This window comes from Janthinobacterium sp. UMAB-56, assembly GCF_900095265.1.
In the GTDB taxonomy this organism is placed as follows: Bacteria; Pseudomonadota; Gammaproteobacteria; order Burkholderiales; family Burkholderiaceae_D; genus Janthinobacterium.
Genome location: NZ_LT607656.1, coordinates 18,321 through 39,930, shown reverse-complemented (window position 1 = coordinate 39,930; position 21,610 = coordinate 18,321). Strand labels below are relative to the sequence as shown.

The following is a 21,610-nucleotide window of genomic DNA, read 5'->3' as shown; positions in this document are numbered from 1 at the left end:
GTCAAACCGTCAATGAGTCACGCTTCCCCCCGCGCTTCCCGCTTCTCTTCGACCCGGCGCCAGCAGGGCAACACCCTGGTCGGCATCATCATCGGCCTGGTCATCGGCCTGGGCATCGCCGTGGTGGTCGCCCTGGTGATCACCAAGGGCGCTTCGCCCTTCACCGACAAATCGGGCAAGGCCGGCAAATCGGCCGAACCGACCGCCGGCCAGATCGCCGACCCGAACAAGCCGATGTACGGCAACAAGGAAGCTGCCAAGGAAGCGGCGCGCGACTTTTCCAAGGAGCCGCGCGAGATCGTCACGCCGGCGCAGCCAGCCGCGCAGCAGCCGAAGGCACCGCCGCCGGATGCGCTGCAGGAATTGATCGGTACATTGAAGGACAAGCCGGCGCCGAAAACGCCGGCCGCCGCGCCCGCGCCGCAAGCCAAGGCCGACGTGAAAGAGGCCAAGGCCGATGCAGCCAGCGACAAATGGATTTATTATCTGCAGGCCGGCGCCTTCCATGACATGTCGGACGCCGAAAGCACGCGCGGCAAACTGGCGCTGCTCGGCTTCGAAGCTGCCATCAGCGACCGCAGCACCGACGCCGGCGTGCTGCACCGCGTGCGCATCGGGCCGTTCAACCAGCTCGAAGCGATGAACCGCGCGCGCACCAAACTGTCTGAAAACGGCATCGATGTCGCCGTCGTCCGCAACCAAAAATAAGGAATCAGCATGCGTTTTCTGAAGAAAATCCTGTTCGCCGCCGCACTGTGCACCTTCGCCATGGGCGCATCGGCCTCGCCGGCCGAGCCGAAGAATGGCGTCGAATACGAAACCCTGGCCACGCCGCAGGCGACGGAATCGGGCAAGAAAATCGAAGTGACGGAATTCTTCGCCTATTACTGCCCGCATTGCAACGTGCTTGAACCGCAACTGGCGGCCTGGGTCAAGAAACAGGGCGACAACATCGTCTTCAAGCGCGTGCACGTATCGCGCGATGACAGCGTGGCGCCGCAGCAGCGGCTGTTCTTCACGCTGCAAGCCATGGGCCTGCTCGACAAGCTGCACACGAGCGTCTTCCACGCCATGCACGTGGAACGCATGCGCCTGAACACCGACGATGCCGTCTTCGACTTCGTCGCCAAGCAGGGCGTGGACCGTCAGAAATTCATCGACACCTACCGTTCGATGGGCATCTCGGCCCGCGTGCGCCGCGCGGACGCCATGATGCAGGACTATAAAGTAACGTTCTGGCCCATGATCGCCATCGATGGCCGCTACATCACCTCGCCTTCGCAGGCCGATCAAGGCAGCAAGTCGGCCAAGAACGAAGAACAGCTGAACGCCCAGGCTTTGAGCGTGATGGACGTGCTGGTCGCGAAAGCCAAAGCGGAAAAGAAATAAGCATGACCACTCCCCTGGCGTGCCCGGACATCGCCTGATGCAACGCGTTTTCATCACGGGCGCGTCCAGCGGACTGGGTGCCGCCCTGGCGCTGCAGTACGCGCGTCAGGGTGCCCAACTGGGCTTGCTGGCGCGCCGCGGCGACACCCTGCAGCAATTGATCGCCTCCCTGCCCCACCCTGAACGCCACCGCGCCTACGCCGTCGACGTGTGCGACCACGCCGCCCTGAAAAGCGCCGCAGATCACTTTATCGCCCAGGCCGGGCGCATCGATGTCGTCATCGCCAGCGCCGGCGTGTCCTACGGCACCCTGAGCGAACACGCGGAAGATCTCGACGCCTTCGCGCGCCTCATCGCCATCAACGTCACGGCCACCGTCGCCACCTTCGCCCCCTTCATCGCCGCCATGAAAAGCCAGGGCAACGGACGTCTGGTGGGCATTGGCAGCGTGGCCGGCATCCGTGGCCTGCCCGGCGCCGAAGCCTACAGCGCCTCGAAGGCGGCCGTCATCAGCTACTGCGAATCGCTGCGCCTGGAGCTCAAACCGGCAGGCGTCAAGGTCGTCACCATCACGCCCGGCTACATCGACACGCCGATGACGCGCCACAACGCCTACCGCATGCCCTTCCTGATGCCGGCCGAAAAATTCGCCGTGCGCGCCGCGCGCGCCATCGCCGACGGCGACAGCTATCGCGTGATCCCGTGGCAGATGGGCGTCGTCGCCAAGCTGCTGCGCGCGCTGCCCAATGCCGTCTACGACCTGGCCTTCGCCAACGCGCCGCACAAGGCGCGCAGCAAGGCATCCGGCGACAGCCAGTAAAAACTTACTCACCCCATGACGAAGCACTCCGACCTGAACAGCGCGGCCATTGCCGCCCATTGCGCCACCGGCGCTTCCCACGTGGCCATCGAAGTGGTCGACGAAACGGGATCGACCAACGCCGACCTGCTGGCGCGCTGCGCCACCCTGGCCGGCCCCACCCTGCGCATCGCCGGCCAGCAGACGGCCGGACGCGGACGTGCCGGGCGGCCGTGGGTGTCGCAGGCGGACGCCAGCCTGATGTTCTCTCTGGCCTGGCACTTCAAGGGGCCGCTGCATCAGCTGGTCGGCCTGCCGCTGGCCGTCGGCGTGGCGCTGGCCGAAAGCATGACGGCGCTGGGCGTGCCGGTACAACTGAAGTGGCCGAACGACCTGCTCAAGGATGGCCATAAACTGGCCGGCATCCTGGTCGAGACACAGCAGGCGCCCGAGGGCAACGGCGTGTGGGCCGTCATCGGCTGCGGCATCAATCTGCTGATGCCCGATGCGCTGGAACGGCAGATCGGCCGCAGCGTCTCGGCCGTACCCTGGCTGGCGCAGATGGAGCGCAATACCCTGGTGGCGGCTCTGCTCAGCCGCCTGGCAGGCGTGCTGGCCGAATTCGACGATACGGGCTTTGCGCCATTTACGCAGCGCTGGAACGCGCTGCACGCGTGGCAGGACCAGCACGTGAAGATTCTCGACAACGGCCAGTTGCTGCAGCAAGGCGTGGCGGCTGGCGTGGACCAACTGGGCCGGCTGCTGCTGCGCACCGATGACGGTTTGCAGGAAATCATGTCCGGCGACGTGTCCTTGCGCCTGAGCGGGGAGTAAGCGCATGCTACTGCTGATCGACGCCGGTAACACGCGCATCAAATGGGCACTCGTGGCCGCCGACAGCCCCACCGGCGGCTGGCTGGCCAGCGGCGCCGTCACGCATGCGCAGATCGACACCCTGGCCGCGCCGTGGGCAAAACTCGCCATCCACCAGGCGCTGCTGTCGAACGTGGCAGGCAGCGTCATCGGCACGCGCCTGCGCGCCATGCTGCCAGTAACACCCCATGACTTTGTCTCGCTGCCGCAACTGGCAGGACTGACGAACGGCTACCGCGTGCCGTCGCAACTGGGTTGCGACCGTTTCGCCGCCGCCATCGGCGCGCAGGCGCTGGCCCCTGGCCTGCCCGTCATCATCGCCAATTGCGGTACCGCCACCACCATCGACGCCATCACGGCCGATGGCGTTTTCCTCGGCGGGATGATCTTGCCGGGACTCGGATTGATGGCCAGCTCGCTGGCGCGCAACACGGCGCAGCTGCCGCAAATCGCCAGCGACGCCATGCTGCCTGCCGGCTTTGCCGACAACACGGACGACGCCATCCTCTCCGGCTGCCTGGCGGCGCAGGCCGGCGCCATCGAACGGGCCGTGCGCATGCACGGCGCCAGCGCCTGCCTGCTGTCCGGCGGCGCCGCGTCGCGCATCGCGCCGGCCCTGGCGCTGGCGCTGCCGCTGCACCTGGTGGACAATATCGTCATGATCGGCCTGCAGGCGGCCGCGCGCGCCGGGGCCACAGGAACACAAGGAAAGCACGTATGCTGAAATTCGTCTTCTGGCTGCTGGCCGGCGTCAACCTGCTGGTGCTGGCCATCGGCCAGGGTTATCTGGGCAGCTTTCGTAGCGAGACGCGCGAACCGGCGCGCATGAAAAACCAGCTGCAGGCGGGCAAACTCACCTTGCTGACGCAGGAGCAGGCCACAGCGCCCGCCCTGGCGCCCGCTGCCGGAGAGGGCGCGAAGCCGGCGACGGCCATACCGGCGGCGGCGCCATCGTATGCCTGCACGGAAGTAGGCAATTTCCTGCTGGCTGACGGACGCCGCTTCGAAGCACAAGTGGAGGCCCTGGACCTGGGCGACCGCCAGTCGCGCCGCAACGTGGCAGGCCAGGAGATTTCCAGCTATATGGTGTACATCCCGCCGCAGGGCAGCAAGGAAGGCGCCGACCGCAAGGCCGGCGAATTGAAGCAGCTGGGCGTGACGAATTACTTCATCATGAACGAAAGCAGCCCGCTGCGCTGGGGCATTTCACTGGGCGTGTTCAAGTCGGAAAGCAGCGCGCAAAGCCAGCTGGCATCGCTCAACAAACAGGGCGTGCACAGCGCCCGCGTCGCGCCGCGCTACAGCGCCAGCAAGCAGTTCGCTTACCAGTTCCGCAACCTCGACGCGGCTACGCGCACGCGCCTGGCAGGCATCGCCGCGCAGTTCGAGGAACAGGAACTGCGCAGCTGTAAATGACAGCTGCAACTCATCGTTCGATCACGATGGGCTTGACGCCAGCCGACGCCGGCAAGCTGGCCGCCGCGCGCGCAGCATCGGCGCGGCTGGTGAAAGGGCCGCCATACAAACGGAACAACGGACCCGCTGGCACCACGTCCAGCGTGCCCAGCGTCTGCGCAAAGGGCGCCAGTTGCGCGCGGCCCGCCTCCGCATTGTCGGCGCGTGAATAGGCGCCAAGTTGCAGATAAAAGCCGCGGGCCAGCGCGGCAGGCGCGGGCGCGGCGACGGTCGCGTCAACCACGGCTGTCACTTCCGGCTGCACCACGGCGCCCGTTTCCACGGGTGTATCGATAGACCTGGCCACCACCGACGGCACCGGCTTCGGTGCCGCCCTGGCTGCGAGGATGGCGTCGATATCGGCCGGCAGCAGCCGCTCGACGACCACCTGGTGACTGCCCTTGCGAAGGAAGCCCAGTTTCAGCGCCGCCGTGTAGGACACGTCGATCACGCGCGTGGCGTGGAACGGACCGCGGTCGTTGATGCGCACGATCACCTGCTCGCCGCTATCGATGCTCGTCACACGCGCATACGATGGAATCGGCAAGGTCGGATGGGCCGCCGTCATCTTGTACATATCGTAGATTTCACCCGACGAGGTGCGCTGGCCATGGAATTTCTTGCCATACCAGGTGCCCGTGCCCTTCTGCGTGAATGGTTCGTTGTCGGTGATCGGCGTATACGTTTTGCCGAATACGACATACGGGCGGTTCGAGCGCGTAGAATACGGCTCGTTGCGCACTTCCGCGTCGGGCACGTCGCGCAGGTTGGCTGGCGGATTGTCGCCCGGGCCGTCGTCCTTGTAGTAGCCGCCGCGCCCTGAGCCGGCCGCCGGCAATGCCGGCAAGGTAGGGTCCTGGCGCACGGGCACCTTGACCTTGCCGCCGGATGGCAGCGGCACGTTGGTCGATGCGGACTTTTGCGGCGTGGTACCGCAGGCGGCCAGGGTCAGCAAGACCGCCAGGCTCAGCCCGCGCATCGCGAGGGTATCGAAAGGCGCGCGCATCAGGTCTGCACCAGCTTGCGGTGGCGCTGAATGCTCATCAGGATACCGGTGGCCACGCCCAGGGTCAGCAGCGCGGTGCCGCCATAGCTGAGGAATGGAAGGGGAACACCGACCACCGGCACGATGCCGCTGACCATGCCCATGTTAACGAAGGCGTAAGTAAAGAAAATCATAGTAATCGCTCCTGCCAGCAGGCGAGTGAAAAAACTGGGGGCGTTGGCGGCGATCATCAGCCCCCGTCCCACCAGCAGCAAATACATCAGCATCAGGATCAGGTTACCGACCAGGCCGAATTCTTCGGAATACACGGCAAAAATAAAATCGGTCGTGCGTTCCGGAACAAACTCCAGGTGGGCTTGCGTGCCGTGTGTCCAGCCCTTGCCCGTCATGCCGCCGGAACCGATGGCGATGATGGACTGGATGATGTGGAAGCCCTTGCCCAGCGGGTCCTTGGTCGGATCGATCAGCATCATCACGCGGTCGCGCTGATAATCATGCAAGTGCGACCAGGCGATCGGCAGGCAGGAAACAAAGGTGATCAGCAAGCCGGCCAGCACCTTCCACGACAGGCCGGCCAGGAAGATGACCGTAAAGCCGGCCGCCACCACCAGCAGTGCCGTGCCAAGATCGGGCTGGCGCGCGATCAGGTAGACGGGCGCCAGCAACAGCACGGCCGCCATCAGGAACGATTTCCAGCGCAGGGCGCCCGCATTGTGCTGGAAGAACCAGGCCAGCATCAGCGGCGTGGCGATCTTCAGGAATTCGGACGGCTGGATGTCGATCACGCCGATATGCAGCCAGCGCCGCGCACCGAGCTTGATGGTGCCGAACAGCGCCACGGCCACCAGCAAGATCACCGACACCGTATAGGCGGGCACGGCGATGCGCATCATCATCTGCGGCGTGACATTGGCCGCCACCCACATGACGAAAAAGCACAGCAGGATGTTGCGCAGATGGTCCTCGATCTTGCCGGGGATGCCAATGCTGGCCGAATACAGGGTCAGCAGGCTGGTACTGAGCAGCATCAGGATGATGATCATCAGCGGCGGATCGAACACCGCCAGATAGGGTTTGGCGCGCCGCCACAGCGAGCGCCTCTCGTTAATGGGCATGTGCTTCCTTATTGCCTTGGGGTCTGGCGCGTCGCCACAGCGAGCGCCTCTCGTACTGAGAAACGTTTCATTTTTACCTCGCAGGTGCCGCCGGGGCAGCCTGCTCGTCAGTGATTTCTTCCAGGGTGCGCACTTCGTCGACATCTTCCTTGGGCACCTTGGTAGTGTCCTTTTCCTTGTCGCTCGGGCGTTTCCCCAGCAGGTAGTAGTCGAGCGCCTTGCGCGCGATCGGCGCGGCCACGCCGGCGCCAAAGCCCGCGTTTTCCACCACGATGGCAATCGCGATGCGCGGCTTGTCGGCCGGCGCGAAGGCCGTAAACAAGGCGTTGTCGCGCAGGCGTTCGGCCAGCAGCTTGGCATTGTACTTCTCGTTTTTCTTGATGCCCACCACCTGCGCCGTCCCCGTCTTGCCACCCACCGTGTACTGCACGCCGGCGAAGATGCGCGCGGCCGTGCCGCCCTGCTCGCTAGTCACGCCCACCATGGCGCGCTTGATGGTGTCGATATTTTCCTGCTTGAGCGCGATGCGGTAGCTTTCCTTGGGCACCGTCAGGGTGCGCGCGCGCGTGGTGGCGTCTTCGATGATCTTCACCAGATGCGGTTTCATCACCACGCCGTTGTTGGCCAGGTTGGCTGTCGCGTGGGCGATCTGCAGCGGCGTGTAGGAATTGTAGCCAGAGCCGTTACTCACCGAAATAGTGTCGCCGCCCACCCATTTTTTCTGTTGCGGCGTCTTGAAGCGCTTGCGCTTCCATTCCGTCGACGGCAGCACGCCCGTCTTTTCGTTATTCAGGTCGATGCCCGTCAACTGGCCGAAACCGAACGGCTTCATGAAGTCGTGAATGGCATCGATGCCCATGTCGCGGCCCAGTTGATAGTAATAGGTATTGCACGACACGACGATGGACTTGTGCATGTCCACCATGCCATGGCCGCCCACCTTGTCGTCGCGGAAGGTGTGGCCACCGAGGATGAAGAAACCGGGATCGGAAATCGCCTGGCTCGGCGTGCGCTTGCCCAGTTCCAGCGCGGCCAGCGCCATGAAGGGCTTGAAGGTCGAGCCGGGTGCGTAGGTGCCGGACAGCGGCCGGTTGACCATCGGCCGGTCCAGCGAAGTATTGAGCTCGTTCCAGCTTTGCTGGTCGATGCCGTCGACGAACAGATTCGGGTCGTAGCCGGGTTTGGACACGTAAGCGAGGATGTCGCCCGTGGCCGGGTCGATCGCCACGGCCGCGCCGCGCCATTCACCGAACGCCTCCTCGACCACTTTTTGCAGTTCGATGTCGATCGACAGGATCAAGTTATTGCCAGGGGTGGGCGCCGTGCGCGACAGGGTACGCATGGCGCGCCCGCCGGCCGACACTTCCACTTCTTCGTAGCCGGTGGTGCCATGCAGCTGCTTTTCATAGCTTTTTTCCAGGCCTTCCTTGCCGATATGGTCGGTGCCGTTGTAGTTGGCCGCGTCCTCGCCCTCATCGAGCGCCTTGGCTTCACTGCGGTTGATGCGGCCGATGAAACCCACCACGTGCGATGCCACCTCGCCCATCGGATACTGGCGGAACAAGCGCGCCTGCACCTCGACGCCAGGGAAGCGGAAGCGCTGCGCGGTGAAGCGCGCCACTTCCTCGTCCGTCAGGCGCGTGCGCAGCGGCACGCTGACGAAGTTCTTCGACTCTTCCAGCAGCTTCTTGAAACGGCGGCGGTCCTTGATGTCGATCTGCACCAGCGTCGACAGGTCGTCGATCACCGAATCGAGGCTGACACTGAGCTTCGATGGCGTGATTTCCAGGGTATAGGCCGAGTAATTACGCGCCAAAATCACGCCGTTACGGTCGAGGATCAGGCCGCGCGTGGGCACGATGGGCACCACGGCGATGCGGTTGTCCTCGGCCTTGGTCGCGTAGTCCTCGTGCTTGATCACCTGCAGCCAGATGAAGCGCGCCAGCAGCAGCGAAAAGCAGACGAAGACGAGCGCGCCCAGGATGGTCAGGCGCATGCGGAAAAAATGCAGTTCACGCTCGGTGTTCTTAAGTTCAGTCATGGCAGGCGCTCGTCAGATTGGCCGGTTATGGTCGCGGTCCACGGCGCGGCGCTGCGGTGCCAGCAAGATCCACGTGACGAGGGGCCACAGGGCGACGGCGACGAAGCTCTCGATAAAATAGAGCCAGCCGGGAAAACGCCCGGAAACGATCAAACGCGTCAGCAATTGCAGCGCCTGCGTCACCAGCAGCAGCGGCAGCACGTGCAGCGCCTGCGTCAGGATGGGGAACCACAGCACGCGGCGGTGCATCATGATGGCGAAATACGACAACAAGGTATACGCCAGCGCGTTCTCGCCGAGCAGGGTCGAGTCGTGCACGTCCATCATCAGGCCCATGAAGAACGCCACGCCGATGCCGACCTTGCGCGGCTGATGAATGCCCCAGAAAACCAGCACCAGGGCGACGAAATCGGGCACGCCGACAAACTGCCCCCATGGCAGCAGATTCAGCAGAAAAGCGCACAGCAGGGAAAAACCGATGAACAGGGGGCTGACCGGCAGCAGGATGTAATGCGGGCGGTTCATCGTGTCGCCTCCTTCGGTGGCACGCCGGCAGGTGCTGGTGCGGCGGCAGGGGCCGCCGGCTTCGGCGCGGGGCTGGCAGGCGGTTTTGCGGCCGGTGCGGTCGTTGCGGTGGCCGGCGCAGCGGCAGGCTCCTTGGCCGGGTCCTTGATCGGCGCCATCTTGCCGGCGATCTTGCGGCCCGTCTTGATATCTTCAGCCGGAGGGCGCGGTGGAAACTCGGGTGACGTCATCAGAATGAGCAGCTGGGTGTTGCGTTCGATACCGGCCAGCGGCTGGCACACGACGCGGCCGAACGGGCCATGCGCATTGCGCTCGACCAGGGTCACGCGCGCCACTGCCAGGCCGGCCGGGTACAGGCCGTCAAGGCCAGAGGTAATGACGATATCGCCGATCTGGATGTCCGCGCTGGGGGCCGTGAAGCGCAATTCCATGGTGCCGGACTTGCCGCGGCCAATGGCCACGCTGCGCACGCCATTGCGCAGCAGCTGCACGGGAATGGCTTGTTCTTCATCCGTCAGCAAGGTCACTTCGGAGGTGAACGGGAACACGCGCGTGACTTGTCCCACCACGCCCAGGTTGTCGATGACTGGGCGGCCCAGTTCAACGCCATGCTGAATGCCCCGGTCCAGCACGATCTTGCGTGCGGCCGAATCGCGCGTGTCGTACAGCACTTCGGCCATCATGGTCTTGACGGGAACGCGCTCGCGCGCTTCCATCAACTTGCGCAAGTGCTTGTTTTCAACGATGTTGAGCTGCGCCTGTTGCATGATCTGCGCCGAGGCGATCTGTTCGTGCTTCAGGTCGCGCACCTGTTTTTCCAGGGCGGACAGCGAAGAAAAGTAATTGCCGACACCGAGTGCCACATCGCGCGGCACCAGGGCCGCCATCTGCACCGGATACAGCACGGTGCCGACTGCCTGGCGCACGGCCGTCAGCGCGTGCATGCGCGAATCGACCAGCAGCAGGGCGATAGAAATGCCGGCGAACACCATCATCTTGACGCGGGCGGAGGCGCCTTGTTTGAAAAGTGGCGGAGGACTGTATTCCATGACTTCCAATAATCAGGCCAGGCGCAGTGCGCCAACGTGCAGGCCCCGGTCAGACGCCGGCGCCAAAACCAAAAAAAGGCCGGAGATGGTTTCCGGCCCTTCTGTCAGATTATTCGTAGGAGAAGATCGAGCCGAGCTTGTCCATACGTTCCAGGGCCATCCCGGAACCACGCACCACGCAGGTGAGCGGGTCCTCGGCCACCAGCACCGGCAGGCCGGTTTCCTCCATCAGCAGGCGGTCCAGGTCGCGCAACAGTGCGCCGCCGCCCGTCAGCATCATGCCTTTTTCGGCGATGTCGGCACCCAGTTCCGGCGGTGTCTGTTCCAGCGCGTTTTTCACGGCCGAGACGATGTTGTTCAGCGGGTCGGTCAGCGCTTCGAGAATCTCGTTGCTGGAGATGGTGAACGAGCGCGGGATGCCTTCGGACAGGTTGCGGCCCTTGACTTCCATTTCCTTCACTTCCGAGCCAGGGAAAGCCGAACCGATGGCCTTCTTGATGGCTTCGGCCGTCTGTTCGCCGATCAGCATGCCGTAGTTGCGGCGGATGTAGTTGACGATGGCTTCATCGAACTTGTCGCCGCCCACGCGCACGGAGCCCTTGTAGACCATGCCGCCCAGCGAGATGATGCCCACTTCGGTGGTGCCGCCGCCGATGTCGACCACCATCGAACCGGTCGCTTCCGACACGGGCAGGCCCGCGCCGATGGCCGCTGCCATCGGCTCTTCGATCAGATACACTTGCGAGGCGCCGGCGCCCAGTGCCGATTCGCGGATGGCGCGGCGCTCGACCTGGGTCGAACCGCACGGCACGCAAATGATGATGCGCGGCGAAGGACGGAAGAATTTCGAATCGTGCACCATGCGGATGAATTGCTTGAGCATCTGCTCGGTGACGGTGAAGTCGGCGATCACACCATCTTTCATCGGACGAATCGCTTCGATATTGCCCGGCACCTTGCCCAGCATCTGCTTGGCTTCCTTGCCGACTGCCTGAATGGTCTTCTTGCCATTCGGACCGCCTTCCTGGCGGATGGCGACGACGGATGGCTCGTCCAGGACGATACCGAGGCCGCGCACATAAATAAGAGTGTTGGCCGTGCCCAAGTCAATGGCCAGATCGGTGGAGATATACCTGCGTAAAAAACCAAACATGAGTGTCCTGTAGCGCATCGAGCTGCGCAAAAGCTGTTTATGGGGAGTTTCAAAGCGGGCGCTTTCAGGCACCCTGAAAATCCATGACGGCGATTTTCCCGGGTTTCGCTTGGCGCTTGCGCAATCTTTTCTATGCTGCGGCAGCAGTCCATCAGCGCCGACAACGCATTAACCCGCCATTCTACCTTATAATTTGAATGCGATTTGCTCAAAAACCATGGAAAAGTGCGACTCTTGCAGCCGCGAGTTACGCGGCATTTCTCGGATTTTGTGAGCAAAAAAGCAGTAAATACTCGCGTTTTATCAAAACGCCAACTTAATACTAATGCGCGGCACTCCGCGCCATTCGCCATGTCCCTGACACTATCTGACGTAAAACGCATCGCCCACCTGGCACAACTCGAAATGGCCGACGCTCAGGCCGTCACTTCTTTGGCCCAATTGAACAAGATTTTTGCACTGGCGGAACAAATGCAAGCCGTCAATACCGATGGCGTGGCCCCACTGAGCCACCCGCTGGCCGCCCACATGGACAATATCGCCCTGCGCCTGCGCGAGGACATCGCCACCGAAACGAATCGCCGCGACGCCTATCAGGCCGTCGCGCCGAAAGTCCAGGATGGCCTGTACCTGGTGCCGAAAGTGATCGAATAACTAGCACCTGACATAAGCTACTGCGCGGCGCGATTTGCGGCCTCCGATGCTCACTGTGCTAAAGCACAGCTCCGCTTCTCGGCCACAACTCACTTCCGCTCGCTACGCTTCTGTCAGGCGCTAGAGCGGCGCAGTGCACGAATCCCAACCTTGCCGAATATATAAAAATAGAACCGCCATGCATACAAAATCCATCAAACAGCTGTCCACGCTTTTGCAGAACAAGGAAATTTCCGCCGTTGCGCTGGCGACGCATTTCCTCGACCGCATCGCAGCGGACAACTCGAACGCCTTCCTGCACGTCGACCGTGCCCTGACCCTGGCGCAAGCGGCCGAAGCCGATGCGCGCATCGCCGCCGGCACGGCAACGCCATTGACGGGCGTGCCGATCGCGCACAAGGACTTGTTCGTCACCAAAGGCTGGCGCACGACGGCCGGTTCGAAAATGCTGGCCGACTACGCCAGCCCGTTTGACGCCACCGTGGTGGAAAAATTCCAGGCGGCCGGCATGGTCACCCTGGGCAAGGTCAACTGCGATGAATTCGCCATGGGTTCCGGCAACGAAAACTCGGCCTTCGGCGCCGTGCAGAACCCGTGGGACAACAACGCCGTGCCGGGCGGCTCGTCCGGCGGCTCCGCCGCCGCCGTTGCTGCCGGCCTGACGCCGGCGGCCACCGGCACCGACACGGGCGGCTCGATCCGCCAGCCGGCTGCGTTTTGCGGCATCACCGGCATCAAGCCGACGTATGGCCGCGTCTCGCGCTTCGGCATGATTGCCTTTGCCTCGTCGCTGGACCAGGGCGGCCCGATGGCCCGCTCGGCCGAAGACTGCGCCCTGCTGCTGACCGCCATGGCCGGCTTCGACGAACGCGATTCGACCAGTCTGTCGCCGGAACAGGGTGGCGTGGCGGAAGATTTTTCACGCAGTCTGGATGAACCCCTCACAGGCTTGCGCATCGGCGTGCCGCGCGAGTATTTCGGCGAGGGCCTGGCCAAGGATGTGGAAGCGGCCGTGCGCGGCGCACTGGCGCAATATGAAAAGCTGGGCGCCACCCTGGTCGACATCTCGCTGCCGAACACCGCCCTGTCGATTCCCGCCTACTACATGATCGCGCCGGCCGAAGCGTCGTCCAACCTGTCGCGTTACGACGGCGTGCGCTACGGCCACCGCGCCACCGAGTACAAGGACTTGCAGGACATGTACAAGAAGTCGCGCGCCCAGGGCTTCGGCCCGGAAGTGCAGCGCCGCATCATGGTCGGCACCTATGTGCTGTGCCACGGCTACTACGACGCCTACTACCTGAAGGCGCAAAAGATCCGTCGCCTGATCGCACAGGATTTCGACGCCGTGCTGAATGGCCCGAACGCCGTCTGCGACGTAATCATGGGACCGGTCGCGCCGACTGTCGCCTGGGACCTGGGCGACAAGACGGACGACCCGGTGGCGAACTACCTGGCCGACATCTACACGCTGTCAACCAGCCTGGCCGGCCTGCCCGGCATGGCTATCCCTTGCGGTTTCGGCGCGGGAGACAAGAATGGCAAGCGCCCTGTCGGCCTGCAAATCATCGGCAATTATTTTGGCGAAGCCAAACTGCTGAACATCGCCCACCAGTTCCAGCAAGTGACGGACTGGCATACGCGCAGCCCTGCCGGCATTTAAGAAAAAATTCGCGCCGCCCAGGCGGCGCCACCAAAAATAAGCGAGAACACTATGCAATGGGAAGTCGTCATCGGTCTTGAGAACCACGTGCAGCTCACGACCGAATCCAAAATTTTCAGCGGTTCGCCGATCAAGTACGGCGCCGACGCCAACACGCAGGCCAGCCCCGTCGACCTGGCCCTGCCGGGCGTGCTGCCGGTGATGAACAAGCAGGCCGTCGACCGCGCTATCCGCTTCGGCCTGGCCGTGGGCGCCACCGTCGCGCCGCACTCGGTCTTCGCGCGCAAAAACTATTTTTATCCGGATTCGCCCAAGGGCTACCAGATCAGCCAGTTCGAAGACCCCGTCGTCATCGGCGGCGCGCTGACCTTCGGCTATGAAAAGGATGGCGAATTCGTCACCAAGACGGTCAACCTGACACGTGCCCACCTGGAAGAAGACGCCGGCAAATCGCTGCATGAAGACTACGCGGGCATGAGCGGCATCGACTTGAACCGCGCCGGCACGCCGCTGCTGGAAATCGTCTCGGAACCGGAAATCCGCAGCGCTGCCGAAGCCGTGGCCTACGCCAAGGCCCTGCACTCGCTGGTCATGTGGCTGGGCGTGTGCGACGGCAACATGCAGGAAGGCTCGTTCCGCTGCGACGTCAACGTTTCCGTGCGCCCCGTCGGCCAGAAGGAATTCGGCACCCGCTGCGAAATCAAGAACCTGAACTCCTTCCGCTTCATCGAAGAAGCCGTGCACGTCGAAGTGCGCCGCCAGATCGAATTGATTGAAGAAGGTGGCAAGGTCGTGCAGGCGACGCGTTTGTACGACCCGGACCGCAAGGAAACGCGCGAAATGCGCAGCAAGGAAGACGCCCAGGATTACCGCTATTTCCCGGACCCTGACTTGCCGCCGCTGGTCATCTCGCCAGAGTGGATAGCCACGGTCAAGGCCTCGATGCCGGAACTGCCGGCCGCCATGCGCGCGCGCTTCATCAGCGAATACGCGCTGCCAGAATACGATGCGCTAGTGCTGACGCAATCGAAAGCCATGGCCACGTATTTCGTCGCCGTCGTCGACAAGGCCGGCAAGGAAAACGCCAAGGCCGCCGCCAACTGGCTGATGGGCGACGTGTCGTCGACCCTGAACCGCGAAGGCGTGGACCTGGACGAAGCGCCCGTCTCCGCCGCGCAGCTGGCCGCCATGCTCAAGCGCATCGCCGACGGCACGATCTCGAACAAGGCGGCAAAAGAAGTCTTCGCCGGCATGTGGGAAGCGAAGTCAAACGACGAGCACCTGGTCGATACCATCATCGATGCCAAGGATCTGAGACAAATTTCGGACTCGGGCGCCCTGGAAGCCATCGTCGACGCAGTGCTGGCGGCCAACGCCAAATCGGTAGAGCAGTACCGCGCCGGCAAGGAAGCGGCCATCAACGCGCTGATCGGCCAGGCCATGAAGGCATCCAAAGGCAAGGCCGACCCGGCCCAGCTGACGGAACTGCTGAAGGCCAAGCTGGCGGGATAATTCCGCACGCCCCCAAAAAAAGACGCTGCGGCGTCTTTTTTTTCGCCTGGCCGCCCCATGCGTAAACAAGCTTGTCTAGTTCTTTCCCCATGCTGGACATGGCCTTGATTGTGCCCTGAAAATTTAAGTATACATTTTTGTCTACAACGATTAATCTAGCCATATTGTAATTCCGCCAAGAGGAAAACAGCATGGCCAAGACGCACGACATCCCGAAACCGACGGCAGCCGAACTCGATCTGCTGCAAGCACTGTGGCCGCTGGGCGCCGCCACGGCCAAGCAGGTGCACGAGGCGATGGCATTGACCAAGCCGGCCATCACCTACGGCACCGTGCTGCGCCTGATGCAGATCATGCACGGCAAGGGCTTGCTGATTCGCGACGCAAGCCAGCGTTCGCACGTGTATGCGCCGGCGCAGGCGCAGGACAGCCTGCAGACCAACCTGCTCAAGGAACTGATGCAAAAAGCCTTTGCCGGTTCGGCCAAGGCGCTGGTGCTGGCGGCGTTACGCACGGGCGTGTCGCGCGCCGAACGCGCAGAGATCGAAAAAATGCTCAAGGACGATCAGTCATGAGCGGCTTCGTGCCAGCGCTGGGCTGGACCCTGCTGCACTTCCTGTGGCAAGGCTTGCTGATCGGCTGCGCCACGGCGCTGGCCTGGGCCGTGCTGCGCAATGCGCGGCCGCAAGCGCGCTATGGCGTCGGTTGCGGCGCCCTGCTGGCCTGCCTGGCCTGGCCGGCGACGGGCTTGTATCTGCGCCTGGCCGATGGCGATGCCACGGGTGCCATGTTCTCCAGCACCTTGCTGCCAGCCGCACTGCTCATGCCCACGACCTTGCCGGACCTGGACCTGCTGCTACGCGCCGTCGTCGGCGTGTGGGCCCTATGCGCTGCAGTGCTGGCCATGCGCATGGCACTGGGCATGCTGTGGATAGAGCGCAGCGCCAGCAAGACGGGCGCCACACACGAACAACTGCAGACAAGGCTGTCGCACATGGCGCAGGATGCCGGCGTGGCGCGGCCCGTGCGCCTGCGCGTACTCGACAACATCGCCAGTCCGCTCACGGCAGGCATCTGGCGCCCCATGGTGCTGGTGCCTGCAGCGCTGATCACCGGCATGCCGCCGCAGCTGCTCGATGCGCTGCTGGCGCACGAACTGGCGCACATCCGGCGCCACGACTATCTGGTCAACCTGCTGCAAAACGCCATCGAGGCGCTGCTGTTCTTCCACCCTGCCGTCTGGTGGATTTCACGCGGCGTGCGCCTCGAACGCGAACACATTGCAGATGATTTCGCAGCAAGACAACTGGGCGAACCGCGGCGTCTGGCTCTTGCACTCTCGGAACTGGAACGTCTCCAGTTCTCAACCCACCACCTGGCCCAGGCGGCCAACGGAGGAGATCTTATGTCACGTATCACACGATTGCTGCGCCCCGCACCACAAACCCTGAACTGGAAGGCGGCCGTGCCGCTGCTGGCACTGGCCGGCGCCTGCCTCGGCATCTACGGCCAGGCCGTCGCTGCCGACAGCGCACCCGTGCTGGAGCGCCGCCCCGTCATCGACTTTGGCGTCTGTGGCAAACCGGTCTACCCGGCCGCATCGCTGCAGGCGAAGGAAGAAGGCACGGTGATCATGTCCTTTGACGTCGAGGCCTCCGGCAAGGTATCGGGCTCAAGCGTGGTCAACAGCAGCGGCCATCCTGCCCTCGACGAGGCGGCGCGCAGCGGCATTGCCAAGTGCATCTTCAAGCCGGCCCTCGCTGGCGGCAAGCCCGTCAGCGCCAGCGTCAAGTTGCAATACGTCTGGAGCCTGCGCTAATGTAAGCGCGGCGGCATCGTAGCAACATCGCTGCAGCGCTGCCGCCGCCCGCTTGCGGGTATGATCATGGATTCTTCCACGCACCTGTGAACCCGCCATGAACAAGATCAAGACCGGCCTGGTCGGCTACGGCTTTGCCGGCTCCACCTTCCACGCTCCCGTGCTGTCCACCATCGATGCCCTGGAACTGGCGGCCGTCGCCTCCAGCAAGCCGGAGCTCGTGCACAAGGATTGGCCGCGCGCCACCGTGTATGCGGAAGCAGCGCAGCTGTTTGCCGATGCCTCGATCGAACTGGTCGTCATTGCCGCGCCCAACGAGGCGCATTTCAGCCTGGCGCAAGCGGCCCTGCTGGCGGGCAAACATGTGGTGGTCGACAAGCCTTTCACCATTTCCAGCTTTGAAGCGCAGACCCTGATCGCGCTGGCAAAAAAGAACAATCTGGTACTCAGCGTGTATCACAACCGCCGCTGGGATGGCGACTTCCTGACCCTGAAAGCGCTGCTGGCAAAGGGCACCCTGGGCCGCATCGCCAGCGTCGAATCGCATTTCGACCGTTTCCGCCCCGAGATCCGCCAGCGCTGGCGCGAATCCGGCGCACCCGGTGGCGGCCTGCTGTACGACCTGGGCCCGCACATGCTGGACCAGGCCATGCAGCTGTTCGGCCAGCCGGAAAAACTGTACGCCGATATCGCCCTGCAGCGCGATGGCGCGCAAGCCGTCGACTACATGCACATCGTTTTGTACTACGACCGCTTGCGCGTGGTACTGCAGGCCGGTTGCCTGGTAAAAGCGCCGACGGCGCGCTTCGCCGTGCATGGGGATCAGGGCAGTTTCGTGAAGTTTGGCCTCGACCCGCAGGAAGATGCACTGAAGGCGGGCGGCAGGCCGGGCCAACCCGGCTGGGGCGTTGACCCCGTGCGCGGCGCGCTGCACCTGGGTACGCAGCCGGACGGCCATGTTGAACACCTCGAGATGCAAGCGGGCCGCTACCAGGACTTTTACCAGGGCATGGCCGACGCCATCGGCCACGGCGCACCGGCGCCCGTGGCAGCCGAAGATGCGGCGGCGACGATACGCCTGATCGAAGTGGCGCTGCAAAGCGCCGCCGAAGGTCGCGTGCTCGCGCTCAGCTGATTCGATGTCAACTGACCGAGGTCAGTTGATGACAAAGGCCAGCACCACGGCGCCCAGCGCCAGCAGGGCCAGGCCGCAGATGAACAGCAGTTCACCCCACCATTCGTGGCGCAAGCGCGACTGGCCGGGGCGCAGCGACATGAAGGAGAGCACGGCGCTGACGAGAAAGACGAGGGCATCGACGGCCAGCAGCTTGTCGATGGCCACGCGCATCTCGCCGCGCGGCGCCAGGTGCCCGATCGACAGCACCGTCATGCACACGCCGACCATCGTCGCCGACGTCGGCAGAATATGCGCCGACAAACCCCGTTCGGGCGCCCTGCCGCCGCCCGGCATCAAGGCCGGCCCTGGTTCGTTCCCGCCGGCCAGACCAGCTCCACGCGCGCGGACGATCCCGCCTTGACATGCACCTTGCGATCCAGAGTCTTGCCGGCCAGGGTGGCGCGCAGGCTGTAGCTGCCTGGCGCCAGTTTCGCCAGCAGGAACGGTCCGCTGGCCGTCGTTTCCAGCACCACGGCGTCCTTCGCGTCGCGTATCTCCAGCTTCACGTCGGAGGCAAATTCCGCCTTGCCCGCCGCCTGCACGGAAAATACGAGGCTCAAGGGCCAATGCCGGCTGGCGCCCTTGATGGCCGTCGACTCATCGAGGCCGATGCCGCCGCTCAGGTACTCCACCGCCCCGCTCTTTTGCACTGGCGGCAAGGCGCTGTCGGTTTGGGCCTGCGCCGCACTTCCCAGCAACAGCCCGGCGGCCAGCATGAGCGCCGCCAGGCCCGGGATACCGCGTCTGTTTGATGCCATCTCACTCTCCTCATATTGCTTGAATCAAGATAGGAAGCGCAGCTTAAACAGGGCTTAGCCCCACATCAGCGCCGGCGCATGGCCTCGGCGATCTTCTGGTCCGTCTTGTACTGGCTCAGTGCATACACGGCCCAGATCGTCGCTGGCAGCCAGCCGATCAAGGTGATTTGCAGGATCAGGCAAATGATGCCGGCAATGGGGCGGCCGATGGTGAAAAAGGTCAGCCACGGGAATATCAGGGCAATCAGCAAGCGCATCGTTCGTTCCTTATGTATTCCCCTGTGCCGCGGGGACCGGGCCGGCAGGCGCCGACGGTAAATTCACTTGAGGCGATTATAACGATACCTGGCCCTCAAACTGGTACGGGTGCCAGCAGTTTCTCCATCCAGCCCAAGATGGCGGCGAAGATCACGTCGCGGTTCACTTCATTGAAATTCTCGTGGTAATTGGCCGGGTAAAAATGGTAGTCGAGCAGGCCATCGGGCACGCTGCGCAGCAGGCTTTCCGTGGCGCCGCTGTTGGCCAGCTTGTCGTCACCCGCCACCACGGCGAACAAGGGAAAGCGCCAATCCGACAGGCCGCCCGCCAGTTCCTTCTGCGCCGACGTCAAGGCATGGGCGAAGCGCACCGACGCCGCACTGGCACGGATGCCGTCGCGCTCGTCCTGGAAATGGCGCGCGGTGATGGTCTGATCGTGCGTCAGCAGCATGGTCAGGTTACCCAGCGGTACCTTCATCGTCGGGTAGCGCTGCGCCAGCCAGCCGGACAGCATCTGCAGCACCTTCGGCACGGGAATCGCATTCACGTAATACGGCGACGAGATGATGAAGCCCCGGATGGCCGGGTCGCCCGCAAAACGCCGCAGTCCCAAATGCGTGGCGATCAGGCCGCCCATGGAATGGCCCATGACAAAGATAGGCAAGCCCGGATACGTCTGCTTGACCCAGGCGAGGAACCGTTCCTCGTCGTCGAGGAAAGCCTCGAACGAGGGAATATCCACCTTGCGCTTGCCATCGTGGCCCACCATGTCGAAACTGACTGTGGCGATGCCGTGCTGGCGGAAATACAGCGCCGGCGTGACGTAATCGCCCGCATGGGCCATACCGCCGTGGATCGCCAAAATCACGGCGCGCGGATGCTCCGGCTGCCAGATGTGGATGGGACGCTCCACCTGATCGCTGCACAGCAGGCTGGCCATCTTGTCTTCTGAAAAACGCATCGCTGCTCCTGTCTTGCCCTGTCACGCCTTCAGATGATCAATCAACTGGCGCGCGTACAGGGGTAATTCACTGAACTGGCGCACGCAGATCGTCAGATTGCGTACCGACCAGGGATCGGATAATTCCAGGCAGCGCAGCGCCATCGTCTGCTGGCAGCGGCTGGCAGCGGCCAGCGGCACCACGCTGATGCCCACGCCGCTGGACACCATGCGACAGACAGCATCGAAGCTGCGCAGGCGCACGCGCACTTTCAACGGCCGCCCCAGGCGCGCCGCATGCATGCCCAGGTACTGCTGCATCGCGCTGTCGTCGGCCAGACCGATGAAATCGTGAGCCAGCACGCTGGCAAAATCAACGACGCCATCCTGGCCCAGGGCACGGTGGTGCACGCCGTCCGCTGCGGCGATGACTACCAGCCGGTCGGGGCGAAACAAAAACGTCTGCAAGCCGCGCATGTCGACCGAATCGGAGACGATGCCCATGTCGGCCAACCCTTCCGAGACGGCCTTGACGATATCGTAACTGAGGCGCTCTTCCAGGTCGATGGTCAGGTTCGGATGGCGGTCGAGAAAAGCGGCTAGCGCCTCGGGCAAAAATTCGCTGAGCGCGGCCGTATTGCAGAGCAGCCGCAACTGCCCTTTCAAGCCACGCGCAAATTCACCGAGTTCGCCGCGCATTTTCTCCATTTGCAGCAGCACCAGGCGCGCGTGATGCAACAAGGTCTGGCCCACGGGGGTCGGCTCCACGCCGCGCCGCCCGCGCAGCAGCAAGGGCATGCCCAGCATCTCTTCCATGCCGCGCACGCGCGCACTGCTGGACGCCAGCGCCAGGTGGCTGCGCGCGGCGCCCGCCGTCAGGCTACCCGCTTCCACCACGTTGACAAACAGCTGCAAATCGACCAGATCAAAGCGCATGGCAGCTCTCCTTTTCGCCATCTTATCAGCCTTCGTCTATGCCTTAGGCTGACTCAACATAATCCATCTTGGCGAAAGTCACGGGCAAGCGCAGAATTCACACAAAATCACTGTGGAATAACAAGATGGAGACGTCATTTCTGCTGGCCATCGGCGCCAGCTTCCTCGTCGCTGGCTTCGTCAAGGGCGTAGTCGGACTGGGCTTGCCGACGGTAGGCATGGGCACGCTCACCCTGCTCATGCCGCCCGTGCAAGCGGCCGCCCTGCTGATCGTGCCATCGATGGTGACGAACGTCTGGCAGCTGGTGGCCGGCCCCGGCTTGCACGCCCTGCTGCAACGTTTGTGGCCCATGCTGGCCGCCGTCATGGCCGGCACCCTGGCGGGCGGCACCGTGCTGCCGACAGACAGCGGCACCTGGGCCGTCGTCGCGCTGGGGCTGGCGCTGATGCTGTATGCGCTGGCGGGATTGTTCTCGCTGCAGCTGCGC

The 21,610-nt window shown here is 63.6% G+C and carries 24 protein-coding genes; 13 read left to right on the top strand and 11 right to left on the bottom strand.

Going from position 1 to position 21,610, the window contains the following annotated elements:
- The first annotated feature begins 12 nt into the window (after nt 1-12).
- Genes K0F85_RS13050 through K0F85_RS13025 form a run of 6 tightly spaced genes read left to right on the top strand, consistent with a single transcriptional unit; the run spans nt 13 to nt 4,477 of the window.
- Nucleotides 13-708, top strand: coding sequence for an SPOR domain-containing protein (locus K0F85_RS13050; RefSeq protein WP_219116445.1), 696 nt, complete (start codon nt 13-15; stop codon nt 706-708).
- Nucleotides 709-717: 9 nt separating this feature from the next.
- Nucleotides 718-1,389: a thiol:disulfide interchange protein DsbA/DsbL gene (locus K0F85_RS13045; protein WP_219116444.1), complete on the top strand. Its 672-nt coding sequence runs from the start codon at nt 718-720 to the stop codon at nt 1,387-1,389.
- 37 nt (nt 1,390-1,426) lie between these two features.
- Nucleotides 1,427-2,209, top strand: coding sequence for an SDR family oxidoreductase (locus tag K0F85_RS13040; RefSeq protein ID WP_219116443.1), 783 nt, complete (start codon nt 1,427-1,429; stop codon nt 2,207-2,209).
- Nucleotides 2,210-2,224: 15 nt separating this feature from the next.
- A complete protein-coding gene (locus tag K0F85_RS13035) occupies nt 2,225-3,022 on the top strand; it encodes a biotin--[acetyl-CoA-carboxylase] ligase (protein ID WP_219116442.1) in 798 nt (265 codons plus the stop codon).
- Between the two features lie 4 nt (nt 3,023-3,026).
- Nucleotides 3,027-3,785, top strand: a complete 759-nt coding sequence (locus K0F85_RS13030; protein ID WP_219116441.1) for a type III pantothenate kinase — start codon at nt 3,027-3,029, stop codon at nt 3,783-3,785.
- Nucleotides 3,779-4,477 (top strand): SPOR domain-containing protein, encoded by a 699-nt coding sequence (locus K0F85_RS13025; RefSeq protein WP_219116440.1) that lies wholly within the window; start codon nt 3,779-3,781, stop codon nt 4,475-4,477. Before K0F85_RS13030 ends, K0F85_RS13025 begins: the two co-directional genes overlap by 7 nt.
- Nucleotides 4,478-4,487: 10 nt before the next feature.
- Here K0F85_RS13025 and K0F85_RS13020 read toward each other — a convergent pair whose 3' ends face one another.
- From K0F85_RS13020 to K0F85_RS12995, 6 genes are all read right to left on the bottom strand, one after another.
- Entirely contained in the window at nt 4,488-5,522 is a 1,035-nt protein-coding gene (locus K0F85_RS13020; protein WP_219116439.1) for a septal ring lytic transglycosylase RlpA family protein, read from the bottom strand.
- Nucleotides 5,522-6,637 (bottom strand): rod shape-determining protein RodA, encoded by a 1,116-nt coding sequence (gene rodA / locus K0F85_RS13015; RefSeq protein ID WP_099379982.1) that lies wholly within the window; start codon nt 6,635-6,637, stop codon nt 5,522-5,524. Before rodA ends, K0F85_RS13020 begins: the two co-directional genes overlap by 1 nt.
- Before the next feature lie 73 nt (nt 6,638-6,710).
- Nucleotides 6,711-8,678, bottom strand: a complete 1,968-nt coding sequence (gene mrdA / locus K0F85_RS13010; protein WP_219116438.1) for a penicillin-binding protein 2 — start codon at nt 8,676-8,678, stop codon at nt 6,711-6,713.
- Nucleotides 8,679-8,690: 12 nt separating this feature from the next.
- Nucleotides 8,691-9,203 carry a rod shape-determining protein MreD gene (gene mreD / locus K0F85_RS13005; protein ID WP_219116437.1) on the bottom strand — a complete coding sequence of 171 codons (513 nt, stop codon included), beginning with the start codon at nt 9,201-9,203 and terminating at the stop codon, nt 8,691-8,693.
- The gene (gene mreC, locus K0F85_RS13000) at nt 9,200-10,252 is read right to left on the bottom strand and encodes a rod shape-determining protein MreC (RefSeq protein ID WP_219116436.1); all 1,053 of its coding nucleotides are present in this window, start codon (nt 10,250-10,252) and stop codon (nt 9,200-9,202) included. Before mreC ends, mreD begins: the two co-directional genes overlap by 4 nt.
- A 109-nt stretch (nt 10,253-10,361) precedes the next feature.
- Nucleotides 10,362-11,405, bottom strand: coding sequence for a rod shape-determining protein (locus tag K0F85_RS12995; protein ID WP_010393186.1), 1,044 nt, complete (start codon nt 11,403-11,405; stop codon nt 10,362-10,364).
- A 351-nt stretch (nt 11,406-11,756) separates the two neighbouring features.
- Here K0F85_RS12995 and gatC point away from each other — a divergent pair, with 351 nt between their 5' ends.
- The 6 genes from gatC to K0F85_RS12965 all read left to right on the top strand — a co-directional run bounded on the left by gatC (nt 11,757) and on the right by K0F85_RS12965 (nt 18,188).
- On the top strand, nt 11,757-12,059 hold the full coding sequence (gene gatC / locus K0F85_RS12990) for an Asp-tRNA(Asn)/Glu-tRNA(Gln) amidotransferase subunit GatC (protein ID WP_219116435.1): 303 nt from the start codon (nt 11,757-11,759) through the stop codon (nt 12,057-12,059).
- A gap of 178 nt (nt 12,060-12,237) precedes the next feature.
- Complete coding sequence (gene gatA, locus K0F85_RS12985; RefSeq protein WP_219116434.1) at nt 12,238-13,722, top strand: Asp-tRNA(Asn)/Glu-tRNA(Gln) amidotransferase subunit GatA; 1,485 nt, start codon at nt 12,238-12,240, stop codon at nt 13,720-13,722.
- Nucleotides 13,723-13,758: 36 nt separating this feature from the next.
- Entirely contained in the window at nt 13,759-15,234 is a 1,476-nt protein-coding gene (gatB, locus tag K0F85_RS12980) for an Asp-tRNA(Asn)/Glu-tRNA(Gln) amidotransferase subunit GatB (RefSeq protein WP_257572768.1), read from the top strand.
- 191 nt (nt 15,235-15,425) lie between these two features.
- Complete coding sequence (locus K0F85_RS12975) at nt 15,426-15,809, top strand: BlaI/MecI/CopY family transcriptional regulator (RefSeq protein ID WP_219116432.1); 384 nt, start codon at nt 15,426-15,428, stop codon at nt 15,807-15,809.
- Nucleotides 15,806-17,053, top strand: coding sequence for a M56 family metallopeptidase (locus K0F85_RS12970; protein ID WP_219116431.1), 1,248 nt, complete (start codon nt 15,806-15,808; stop codon nt 17,051-17,053). Before K0F85_RS12975 ends, K0F85_RS12970 begins: the two co-directional genes overlap by 4 nt.
- 97 nt (nt 17,054-17,150) lie before the next feature.
- Nucleotides 17,151-18,188 (top strand): oxidoreductase, encoded by a 1,038-nt coding sequence (locus K0F85_RS12965; RefSeq protein WP_219116430.1) that lies wholly within the window; start codon nt 17,151-17,153, stop codon nt 18,186-18,188.
- A 21-nt stretch (nt 18,189-18,209) separates the two neighbouring features.
- Here K0F85_RS12965 and K0F85_RS12960 read toward each other — a convergent pair whose 3' ends face one another.
- The 5 genes from K0F85_RS12960 to K0F85_RS12940 form a co-directional block, all read right to left on the bottom strand.
- Nucleotides 18,210-18,491: a hypothetical protein gene (locus K0F85_RS12960; RefSeq protein ID WP_219116429.1), complete on the bottom strand. Its 282-nt coding sequence runs from the start codon at nt 18,489-18,491 to the stop codon at nt 18,210-18,212.
- A gap of 32 nt (nt 18,492-18,523) precedes the next feature.
- Complete coding sequence (locus tag K0F85_RS12955; protein WP_219116428.1) at nt 18,524-18,988, bottom strand: carboxypeptidase regulatory-like domain-containing protein; 465 nt, start codon at nt 18,986-18,988, stop codon at nt 18,524-18,526.
- A 65-nt stretch (nt 18,989-19,053) separates the two neighbouring features.
- Nucleotides 19,054-19,245 carry a YqaE/Pmp3 family membrane protein gene (locus K0F85_RS12950; protein WP_152253502.1) on the bottom strand — a complete coding sequence of 64 codons (192 nt, stop codon included), beginning with the start codon at nt 19,243-19,245 and terminating at the stop codon, nt 19,054-19,056.
- A 95-nt stretch (nt 19,246-19,340) separates the two neighbouring features.
- Nucleotides 19,341-20,207, bottom strand: a complete 867-nt coding sequence (locus K0F85_RS12945) for an alpha/beta fold hydrolase (protein ID WP_219116427.1) — start codon at nt 20,205-20,207, stop codon at nt 19,341-19,343.
- A 21-nt stretch (nt 20,208-20,228) separates the two neighbouring features.
- The gene (locus K0F85_RS12940) at nt 20,229-21,122 is read right to left on the bottom strand and encodes a LysR substrate-binding domain-containing protein (RefSeq protein ID WP_219116426.1); all 894 of its coding nucleotides are present in this window, start codon (nt 21,120-21,122) and stop codon (nt 20,229-20,231) included.
- Between the two features lie 125 nt (nt 21,123-21,247).
- Here K0F85_RS12940 and K0F85_RS28760 point away from each other — a divergent pair.
- Nucleotides 21,248-21,610, top strand: a 363-nt coding sequence (locus tag K0F85_RS28760) for a sulfite exporter TauE/SafE family protein (protein ID WP_257572746.1), incomplete at its 3' end; no start/stop codon positions are given.

Bases quoted from the DNA above. Each gene is read 5' to 3' on its own strand.
- K0F85_RS12940 (WP_219116426.1), bottom strand. From the start codon at position 21,122: ATGCGCTTTGATCTGGTCGATTTGCAGCTGTTTGTCAACGTGGTGGAA.
- K0F85_RS12975 (WP_219116432.1), top strand. From the start codon at position 15,426: ATGGCCAAGACGCACGACATCCCGAAACCGACGGCAGCCGAACTCGAT.
- K0F85_RS13035 (WP_219116442.1), top strand. From the start codon at position 2,225: ATGACGAAGCACTCCGACCTGAACAGCGCGGCCATTGCCGCCCATTGC.
- K0F85_RS13040 (WP_219116443.1), top strand. From the start codon at position 1,427: ATGCAACGCGTTTTCATCACGGGCGCGTCCAGCGGACTGGGTGCCGCC.
- K0F85_RS12945 (WP_219116427.1), bottom strand. From the start codon at position 20,207: ATGCGTTTTTCAGAAGACAAGATGGCCAGCCTGCTGTGCAGCGATCAG.
- K0F85_RS13045 (WP_219116444.1), top strand. From the start codon at position 718: ATGCGTTTTCTGAAGAAAATCCTGTTCGCCGCCGCACTGTGCACCTTC.
- K0F85_RS12955 (WP_219116428.1), bottom strand. From the start codon at position 18,988: ATGGCATCAAACAGACGCGGTATCCCGGGCCTGGCGGCGCTCATGCTG.
- K0F85_RS13020 (WP_219116439.1), bottom strand. From the start codon at position 5,522: ATGCGCGCGCCTTTCGATACCCTCGCGATGCGCGGGCTGAGCCTGGCG.
- K0F85_RS12970 (WP_219116431.1), top strand. From the start codon at position 15,806: ATGAGCGGCTTCGTGCCAGCGCTGGGCTGGACCCTGCTGCACTTCCTG.
- gatA (WP_219116434.1), top strand. From the start codon at position 12,238: ATGCATACAAAATCCATCAAACAGCTGTCCACGCTTTTGCAGAACAAG.
- gatC (WP_219116435.1), top strand. From the start codon at position 11,757: ATGTCCCTGACACTATCTGACGTAAAACGCATCGCCCACCTGGCACAA.
- rodA (WP_099379982.1), bottom strand. From the start codon at position 6,637: ATGCCCATTAACGAGAGGCGCTCGCTGTGGCGGCGCGCCAAACCCTAT.
- mrdA (WP_219116438.1), bottom strand. From the start codon at position 8,678: ATGACTGAACTTAAGAACACCGAGCGTGAACTGCATTTTTTCCGCATG.
- K0F85_RS12995 (WP_010393186.1), bottom strand. From the start codon at position 11,405: ATGTTTGGTTTTTTACGCAGGTATATCTCCACCGATCTGGCCATTGAC.
- K0F85_RS13050 (WP_219116445.1), top strand. From the start codon at position 13: ATGAGTCACGCTTCCCCCCGCGCTTCCCGCTTCTCTTCGACCCGGCGC.
- K0F85_RS12950 (WP_152253502.1), bottom strand. From the start codon at position 19,245: ATGCGCTTGCTGATTGCCCTGATATTCCCGTGGCTGACCTTTTTCACC.
- mreC (WP_219116436.1), bottom strand. From the start codon at position 10,252: ATGGAATACAGTCCTCCGCCACTTTTCAAACAAGGCGCCTCCGCCCGC.
- mreD (WP_219116437.1), bottom strand. From the start codon at position 9,203: ATGAACCGCCCGCATTACATCCTGCTGCCGGTCAGCCCCCTGTTCATC.
- K0F85_RS13030 (WP_219116441.1), top strand. From the start codon at position 3,027: ATGCTACTGCTGATCGACGCCGGTAACACGCGCATCAAATGGGCACTC.
- K0F85_RS12965 (WP_219116430.1), top strand. From the start codon at position 17,151: ATGAACAAGATCAAGACCGGCCTGGTCGGCTACGGCTTTGCCGGCTCC.
- K0F85_RS13025 (WP_219116440.1), top strand. From the start codon at position 3,779: ATGCTGAAATTCGTCTTCTGGCTGCTGGCCGGCGTCAACCTGCTGGTG.